This is a genomic window from Streptomyces sioyaensis (assembly GCF_004122735.1).
Classification (GTDB): Bacteria; Actinomycetota; Actinomycetes; order Streptomycetales; family Streptomycetaceae; genus Streptomyces; species Streptomyces sioyaensis.
This window is the reverse complement of the sequence record NZ_SDIF01000194.1, coordinates 1-8081: the sequence shown is the minus strand read 5'-3', so window position 1 is coordinate 8081 and position 8081 is coordinate 1. Positions and strand designations below refer to the sequence as shown.

7 protein-coding genes and 1 pseudogene are annotated in these 8081 nt (G+C 73.5%); 2 read left to right on the top strand and 6 right to left on the bottom strand.

From position 1 onward, the window contains the following. Positions 1-43 precede the first annotated feature (43 nt). Positions 44-952: an SDR family oxidoreductase gene (locus EST54_RS32210; RefSeq protein ID WP_129251229.1), complete on the bottom strand. Its 909-nt coding sequence runs from the start codon at positions 950-952 to the stop codon at positions 44-46. Positions 953-1059: 107 nt separating this feature from the next. On the opposite strand from EST54_RS32210, the gene EST54_RS32205 reads away from it, so the two are divergent. Next, positions 1060-1986, top strand: coding sequence for a cyclase family protein (locus EST54_RS32205; RefSeq protein ID WP_129251228.1), 927 nt, complete (start codon positions 1060-1062; stop codon positions 1984-1986). A 200-nt stretch (positions 1987-2186) separates the two neighbouring features. Here EST54_RS32205 and EST54_RS32200 read toward each other — a convergent pair whose 3' ends face one another. The 4 genes from EST54_RS32200 to EST54_RS34200 form a co-directional block, all read right to left on the bottom strand. After that, on the bottom strand, positions 2187-2672 hold the full coding sequence (locus EST54_RS32200) for an ATP-binding protein (RefSeq protein WP_129251227.1): 486 nt from the start codon (positions 2670-2672) through the stop codon (positions 2187-2189). A gap of 471 nt (positions 2673-3143) precedes the next feature. After that, positions 3144-4130 (bottom strand): acyl-CoA dehydrogenase family protein, encoded by a 987-nt coding sequence (locus tag EST54_RS32195; RefSeq protein ID WP_129251226.1) that lies wholly within the window; start codon positions 4128-4130, stop codon positions 3144-3146. A gap of 8 nt (positions 4131-4138) precedes the next feature. Continuing rightward, positions 4139-5320, bottom strand: coding sequence for an acyl-CoA dehydrogenase family protein (locus tag EST54_RS32190; protein ID WP_129251225.1), 1182 nt, complete (start codon positions 5318-5320; stop codon positions 4139-4141). A gap of 7 nt (positions 5321-5327) precedes the next feature. Further along, complete coding sequence (locus EST54_RS34200; protein ID WP_154074045.1) at positions 5328-5498, bottom strand: hypothetical protein; 171 nt, start codon at positions 5496-5498, stop codon at positions 5328-5330. Positions 5499-5656: 158 nt separating this feature from the next. Here EST54_RS34200 and EST54_RS32185 point away from each other — a divergent pair, with 158 nt between their 5' ends. After that, positions 5657-7183: a class I adenylate-forming enzyme family protein gene (locus EST54_RS32185; protein ID WP_129251224.1), complete on the top strand. Its 1527-nt coding sequence runs from the start codon at positions 5657-5659 to the stop codon at positions 7181-7183. 29 nt (positions 7184-7212) lie between these two features. Here EST54_RS32185 and EST54_RS34350 read toward each other — a convergent pair. Next, a pseudogene (locus tag EST54_RS34350) lies at positions 7213-8081 on the bottom strand (protein kinase); the annotation flags it as partial.

The following is an 8081-nucleotide window of genomic DNA, read 5'->3' as shown; positions in this document are numbered from 1 at the left end:
CCCCCACCGACCGTCCCCGCCGCCCCTCACGGAAGGGGCCCGCCTATTGCTGGGGCCGTGCCTTGGCCGCGGCCGCGGCGGCCATCTGGGACAGCTGGGCCAGCATCGGCATCGGATCGGTCCCCACCGACCCCGGCAGCGCCTCGGCCACCCGTTCCGGCGTCCACCCGCCCTCGTCGGCATAGACGGAGCGGAGCTCCCTGGGCTGCGCCCATACGGCGATCTTGGGTCCGGCCACCGTGTAGACCTGCCCGGTGATCTCCCGGGCCCGCTCGCTCAGCAGGTAGACGACCAGCGCCGCCACGTCCTCCGGCTCGCCGATCTCCGTCAGCTCCATCGGCACGTTCGCCGACATCCGTGTCCGCGCGACCGGTGCCACCGCATTGGCCGTCACCCCGTATTTGTGCAGCCCCAGCGCGGCGCTGCGCACCAGCGAGATGATCCCGCCCTTCGCGGCGGCATAGTTGGCCTGGGACACCGACCCCTGGTGGTTCCCGCTGGTGAAGCCCAGCAGCGTTCCCGACCCCTGCCGGCGCATCACCGCCGACGCCGCCCGGAAGAGCGTGAACGTCCCCTTCAGATGCGTGGCGACGACCGGGTCCCACTCCTCCTCGGACATGTTGAACAGCATCCGCTCCCGCAGGATCCCGGCCACACACACGACACCGTCGATGGCCCCGTACTGCGCCAGCGCGGTGTCCACGATCCGCTGGCCGCCGGCCATGGTGGACACGTCGTCGGCGACCGCGGTCGCCTCTCCCCCCGCCGCCTGGATCTCCTTGACCACGGACTCGGCAACCGCGCTGCTCGGTTCGCCGCCCGCAATGGAGACGCCGTAGTCGTTGACGACCACCCGTGCGCCCTGCGCCGCGCAGGCCAGGGCGACCGCCCGGCCGATGCCCCGGCCCGCCCCCGTGACGGCGATCACCTTGCCGGCCAAGAAGTTCCCCATGTCCTGCCCCTCCCACAGTTTCTGACGGACCGTTAGATTTTTGAGCAGACCCGGTACGAACACAAGACCCCGGGCCGAACGGACCCGGCCACCCCGAGGAGGGCCCGATGCCCCTGCCGCAGGAGTTCCACGACATCGCCGCACGCGTGAACAACTGGGGACGCTGGGGGGCGGCCGACGAGATCGGCACCCTCAACCTGATCACCACCCAGGTCGTACGGGAAGCGGCCGCCTGCATCCGCAGCGGCCGGCGCATCCCGCTGGCCCTCCCGCTCCGGCAGGACGGCGTACAGACCGGCGTGATCCCCGGCCGGGTCAACCCGCTGCACACCATGACCGCCGTCAATCACGAGATCTTCGGCCCCGGCACGGTCGCGACCTCCGACGACGCGGTCACCATGGGCCTGCAGTCCGCCACCCACTGGGACGGCCTCGCCCATGTCTCCCACTCCGGGCGGCTCTACAACGACCGCCCCGCAAGCACCGTCACCGCACACCTCGGCGCCACCGCCCTCGGCATCGAGCGGGCCACCCCGATCGTCTCCCGCGGCGTCCTCCTGGACGTCGCCCGCGCACACCGCACCGACCGGCTGCCCGCCGGCCACGCCGTCACCCCGGACGACCTGGACGCCGCCGAGGAACTGGCCCGCACCACGGTCCGGCCCGGCGACATCGTCCTCATACGGACCGGGCACCTACAGCACTACCTCGCCGGCGACCGCCAGGCGTACGCCTTCCCCTCGCCCGGACTGTCGCTGCGCACCCCGGAGTGGTTCCGTGCGCGCGATGTCGCGGCGGTCGCCAACGACACCCTGACCTTCGAGATCTTCCCGCCGGAGATCGAGGACCTGTGGATGCCGGTGCACGCCCTCCACCTGGTCGAGATGGGCATGCTGCAGGGCCAGAACTGGAATCTGGAGGAGCTGTCCGCGGCGTGCGCGGAGGAGGGGCGCGGCACGTTCTTCCTGTCCGCGACGGCCGAGCCGTTCGTCGGCGGGACCGGGGCGCCGGTCGCGCCCGTGGCGGTGCTCTGACGTGGCCGCGCCGGGTCACCGGCAGCACCTGCCGGTGCCCCGGCGGCCTCGGCGTCCCCTCGCGGGCGGCACGCCACCCCGGAGCGCTCAACCGGGCGCGCCACACCAACACCCGGTCTGAGCTCATCGGATTTCGCCCGATTCGCCATGATTGGCGAAGAATGTCGACTACATACCGACTACGCGGTGACTGGCGGGAGTTACGCCTGATGTGACACGGCACGTGGCGCCGCGCAACGGGGCTCAAAAGCCCCCAGATCGGCGCCTGCCGCCATCAGCAGCGGCTGGCTGCGGTCCACCTCGCACCAGATCCGCTTGCCGGTGGCCTCCTGCTGCCATCCCCAACGGTCGGCCAGGCCGTCGACCAGCTCCAGGCCGCGGCCGTTGGTGTCGTCGCCGTCGGCGTGCCGCTGACGCGGCGGACGGGCGCTGGCGTCCGCCACTTCGACCCGGACCGTGCCGACCACGGCACCCGACCCGGAAAAGCACATCCGCAGTACGGCGGACGCGCCGGTGTGGACCACCGCATTGGTGACGAGCTCGGAGATCAACAGGATCAACGTCTCCGCCACCGGCTCATCGACCCCTATACCCGAGCCCACGAGCCGCGACCGGGCCCATCGCCGAGCCCGCCCCACCTCCGCGGGGTCGGGTCGTACGTCCAACTGCACCTGAAGCACCTGCACCGCTCACACCATCCGAACCGGCGGAAACATCGCCTCGCGCCTCCACGGAGTCACGGTGCGTGACCCCGGTGAAGCACAGCATGGTTGACGTTCAGTCACCCCAACAAGCGCTTCGGGCATATTCCAGCGCAAGGGAGTATGCGTCCTGCATACTGTGCGACGCACTTTGCGGGGAGTCGAACAAGGGGGGCGACCGGGCCCGCGCCTTGGGCGAGCGGCGCGCAGTCCGTCACCCGGAGCCGTCGCCACGACGACACCGGGTTCGTTGCGCCACAGAACCACTCGCACCCGAGGGAGCGTACCCGAGCGGAACGCCGACTCCCCCCTGTGACGAGTCACACCTAGGACACAACCCGATATCGACCCTCCGTGACCACTTCTGCGTAGTGAGTCCGACATTCCGCACAGGGGTTGCCAGAGTCTGACTCCTTCCCCTCCCGTCACCGCTCTCACCACCTCCGCGCCACACCGTCAGGCGATCAAGTCCGCAGCCAGGAGTTCTTCCGCCTCACCGGCGGTGCACCAGCACTCCGCCCGCAACCAGGCCCGCTTGAGATGCAGATGCACCTCGGCCTCCCAGGTGAAGCCCATCCCCCCGTGGACCTGCACACAGTCCCGTGCGTTGCGCACCGCGGCCTCGTCGGCGAGCAACTTCGCCCCCGTGACATCGATATCACCGTCCGTGACCGACGCCGCATAGACCGCACACCGGGCGATTTCCGTCCGTACGAGCATCTGCGCGCACAGGTGCTTGATCGCCTGGAACGCGCCGATGGGGGCGCCGAACTGCTCGCGCCGGCGGGCGTGGGCGACCGCCAGCTCGACCGTCCGGGCCGCGCTGCCGAGCTGCTGGGCCGCGGTGAGCAAGGCGGCCTCGCGACGCAGCCGCGGCACGTCCAGGGCGAGGGGCTCGGTGCGCGGCAGATCCGTGACGCGGGCGAGCGGGGTGAGCGGATCGACGGAGGCGAAGGGGGCGCAGGACACCCGGTCCGCCGCACTCCGGTATACGCCGCCCGTGCGCCCCTGTGCGCCCCGGCCTGCCCGGTCGTGGCACCCCGTGCCCTTCTCCACCAAGATCAACTCCTCGCAGGTGGCCGGGTGTTCCCACAGCACCGGATCCCGCGTGCCCTCGCACAGCCCGACGATCTTCTCGCCGGACGCGACCCCGTCCACCACGCCGGCCAGCAGCTGGCACGCCACCAGCGGTCCGGGCAGCAGCGCCCGCCCGGCCTCCTCGAAGACGAATACCGCCGCCGGCAGCCCGAGCCCCACCCCGCCGGCCTCCTCCGGCAGCCGCAGCGCGAAGAACCCGGCCGCACCCAGCTCCCGCCACAGCGCACGGTCCGGCGCCGGGTCGCCGACCGCGGCCCGCAGCCGGTCCGGGCCGAACCGTCCGGCCAGCAGCCCCCGGGTCGCCCCCTGCAACGCCCGCTGGTCCTCGGTGAGTTGGAAGTCCACCGGCCCCCTCACCGCCCCTTCGGCAGGCCGAGGATCCGCTCGGCGACGATGTTCTGCTGGATCTGCGAGGTGCCGGCCGCGATGGTGTACGAGAGGGACGACAGCCGGCCGGCCACCCACTCGTGGTCCGCGTCCAGCGCACCGGCGCCCAGCACCTGGGCCGCCGCGTCGTACAGCTCCTGGCGGGCCTGCGAATAGCGCAGCTTGAAGACCGAGCCGCCGGTTCCCGGGACGCCCCCGATGCCGGACCGGCCGCCGCGCGGACGAGCGGCGCCGGCCTCGCTCACGTTCCACTGGGTCAGCCGCCACAGCGCCGCGAACTCCGCGTGCAGCCTGCCCAGTCCGCGGCGCAGCACGGCATCGTCCCAGCGGCCATTGGCACGGGCCGCGCGGGCGAGGGCTCCGAGCACCCGGCGGCACGCCACCACCTCGCCGACGAAGGCGGTGCCGCGCTCGAAGGACAGCGTCACCATCGTCACCCGCCAGCCGTCGTTCTCCGCGCCGACGCGGTGGCTCACCGGCACCCGGACCTCGTCGAGGAACATCTCGGCGAACTCCGCCGAGCCGGCGAGGGTACGCAGCGGCCGGACCGTCACGCCCGGGGCGTCCATCGGCATCGCCAGCCAGCTGATGCCGCGGTGCCGGGGCGCGTCCGGGTCGGTGCGGACGAGGAGTTCGCACCAGTCGGCGACCTCGGCGTGCGAGGTCCACAGCTTGGTGCCGCTGACGACGTAGTGGTCCCCGTCGCGCACCGCCGTGGTGCGCAGCGCGGCGAGGTCCGAGCCGGCGTCCGGTTCGCTGAAGCCCTGGCACCAGATCTCGTCGCCGCGCAGGATCGGCGGCAGCCAGCGGGCGCGCTGCGCGTCGCTCCCCTCGGCGGCGATGGTCGGCCCGGCGTGCAGCAGGCCGACGAAGTTCGCACCGACATAGGGGGCACCGGCGCGCTCGGTCTCCTCCAGGAAGATCAGGTGCTGGGTGGGGGTGGCGCCCCGCCCGCCGGCGTCCTCGGGCCAGTGCAGCCCCGCGTACCCCGCGTCGTACAGCCGTCGCTGCCAGGCCGCGTCGTACGCCCGCCGGCCGGGCCAGTCGTCCGCCGCGGGCGGCGCGGGGAGCGTGGGCAGCACCTCGCCGAGCCACCGGCGCAGCCGTTCCCGGAAGGCGTCCTCTTCCTCGGTGCAGGTGAGGTCCATGGCGCGGCTACCGGTCGAGGTCCGGGCCGGGCAGGCGGAGCGCGCTGCCGCGCGGCGGCCGGGTCCCGCGGCCGGCCGGCTCGCCGATGCCGGAGGTCAGCGGTCCGGGCCGGGCCCCGAAGAGGTTCACGGGCCCGCTCGCACGGTCGTCGACGCTGATGCTGCGCGGTGGCTCCATGGGGATTCCCCTCGTCGTCCCTCGCCCCGTATCGGCCGGGTCCTGGCCTACCTGATGCACCGTCAGAAATAGGCTAGCCCCGGCGCCTCTGGACCGACAAGGCGCCGGCCTCTACTCTCGGCCCGGAATCTGACGAACCGTCAGTCATGGGAGGGCAGATGACCGGCACCACCCTCTGGGACCTGGTCGGGTGGCGCGCCGCCCGCACCCCGGACGCCACCGCCCTCATCCAGGGCGCCGCATCCGCCCGGCACGAGCGGCGGATCACCTTCGGCGGGCTGCAACGGCGCGCGGAACGGGTCGCCGCCGGCCTCCACGACCGGGGCGTACGGCCCGGCAGCCGGGTCGTCTGGCAGCTGCCGACCCGGATCGAGACCGTGCTGCTCAGCCTCGCGCTGGCCCGGATCGGCGCCGTCCAGAGTCCGGTCATCCCGCAGTACCGCGACCATGAGACCGGCCACGTGCTGCGCCGCACCCGCGCCGACTGCTTCGTCCACCCCGGCGTCTGGCGCGGCTTCGACCACCGCGCGATGGCCGAGCGCCTGGCCGCCGGCCTGCCCCGCCCGCTCACCGTCATCGAGGCCCGCGACACCCTGCCCGACGGCGACCCGGCCGTACTGCCCCCACCGCCCGACAGCGCGCACCGGACCCGCTGGATCTACTGGACCTCCGGCACCACCGCGGGCCCCAGGGGCGTGCTGCACACCGACCACAGCCTGCGCACGGCCGGCCGATGGCTGGCCGAGGCGCTGCGGCTGCGCCCCTCCGACATCGGCTCGATGGCCTTTCCGTACGCCCATGTCGCGGGCTCCGACTACACCGTCATGCTGCTGTGGCACGGCATCCCGGCCGTTCTGCTGGAGCACTTCGCGCTGCCCGGCTCGCTCGCCGCCTACCGCCGCCACGGCGTCACCGTCGCCGGCGGCTCCACCGCCTTCTACGCCCTCTTCCTCGCCGCCCAGCGCGCGCTGCCGACGGGGCAGCGACTGCTGCCGTCGCTGCGGCTGCTGGCCGGCGGCGGCGCGCCGCTGCCGGCCGCGCTGTACCACGAGGTCACCGCCGCCCTCGGCTGCGCGCTCGCCCATGGGTACGCGATGACCGAGGCCCCGATGGTCACCATGGGCGATCCCCGCGACAGCGCCGAGCACCTCGCGGGCACCGACGGCCGGCCACCCGACGGGATGGAGATCCGGATCGCCCCGGACACCGGCGAGATCTTCCTCCGCGGCCCGGTCGTCTGCCGCGGCTATCTCGACGAGCCCGACCCCTTCACCGCCGACGGCTTTCTGCCCACCGGCGACACCGGGCGGCTCACCCCCGCCGGCCACCTCCAGCTCACCGGCCGGCTCAAGGACATCATCATCCGCAAGGGCGAGAACATCTCCGCCCAGGAGATCGAAGAGCTCCTCCACCGGCATCCGGACGTGGCCGCCGCCGCGGTCATCGGACTGCCGGACGACCGGCGCGGCGAACGGGTCTGCGCGGTCGTCGAACAGCCCCCGGGGGCAAGGGAGTTGACCCTCGACGGGATCACCGCCCACCTCACCGCCCAGGGCCTGGCCCGGCACAAGCTCCCCGAACGGCTGGAGGTGCTGGCCGTCCTGCCGCGCGGCACGGCCCTGCGCAAGGTGCTCAAGCAGGAGCTCCGGGAGCGGTTCGCCGGTGACGGGCGGGGCCGCCCCTGAGGACGGCCGCCAGTGGCCGGCTTCCCCCCTCAGCCGGGACGGTAGGCGCTGGTCGCCTGGGTGTACAGCTGGTCCACCTCGTGCCGTCCGCGGTCCGGGCCGATCACCAGGACGAGGTGGTAGCGGCCGTTGTGGATCATCGCGAGGTTGCGCACGTACACCTCGCGGCCGCTGCCGTCGCGCCAGGAGAAGGTGCCCTCGGCCATCGCCGTCTTCCCGACGTCGATCCGCTGGAGGCCGGAGGCCGAGGCCCAGCCCGAGGAGCGGTACGGCGCCAGCTCGGCTTCCTTGTTCTGCAGATACGCCATCGGGTCCGTGCCGAAGCGCGCGGTGGTGTCCCGGCCGGGCACCACCACCAGCTCGTAGTCCCCGCCGACGTACCGCACCTGGCCCTGGTTGTTGGCCCCGCGCCGCTGCCAGCCCTTGCGGACCGCGACCTGGAAGCCCTCCGGGTCGGTGCGTACCTCGAAGCCCTCGGCGACCCCCGCGGGCGCGCTGGTCTGCGGCGCGCCGGTGCTGCCGCCCCGGTCGCCGCCGCCGTCGCCGGACGGTGCGGGGCTGCCGCCGGGGGCCGCACTCGCGCTGCCCGGACGGTGCGCGCCGCGCCCGCCGGCCTTGGAGTCCTGGCCGGAGTCCGGCAGAAACGCCAGCACATAGACGACCGCACCGACGAGGAGCAGCAGGACCGCGGCGAGCAGCAGCCGGCCGAGCGGGCGCGGGGCGCGGTCCTGCCGCGGCGACGACGGTGCGTCCGCCGGGCCGCTCCGGCTCCCTCGCTCCTGGTCGTACGGCTCGTCCGGCGTCCCGGTCCGGCCCACCGGCCCGGACGGCTTGGCGGGCCGGGCCGGCCTGGGCGCGCGGAACGGCTTGGGCTGCTTCGGGGGGCGGGGCGGACGGG

What these genes read in the sequence shown, in the direction of transcription:
- EST54_RS32205 (WP_129251228.1), top strand. Translation starts at nt 1,060, where the DNA reads ATGCCCCTGCCGCAGGAGTTCCACGACATCGCCGCACGCGTGAACAAC.
- EST54_RS34200 (WP_154074045.1), bottom strand. Translation starts at nt 5,498, where the DNA reads ATGGAGCCACCGCGCAGCATCAGCGTCGACGACCGTGCGAGCGGGCCC.
- EST54_RS32190 (WP_129251225.1), bottom strand. Translation starts at nt 5,320, where the DNA reads ATGGACCTCACCTGCACCGAGGAAGAGGACGCCTTCCGGGAACGGCTG.
- EST54_RS32210 (WP_129251229.1), bottom strand. Translation starts at nt 952, where the DNA reads ATGGGGAACTTCTTGGCCGGCAAGGTGATCGCCGTCACGGGGGCGGGC.
- EST54_RS32185 (WP_129251224.1), top strand. Translation starts at nt 5,657, where the DNA reads ATGACCGGCACCACCCTCTGGGACCTGGTCGGGTGGCGCGCCGCCCGC.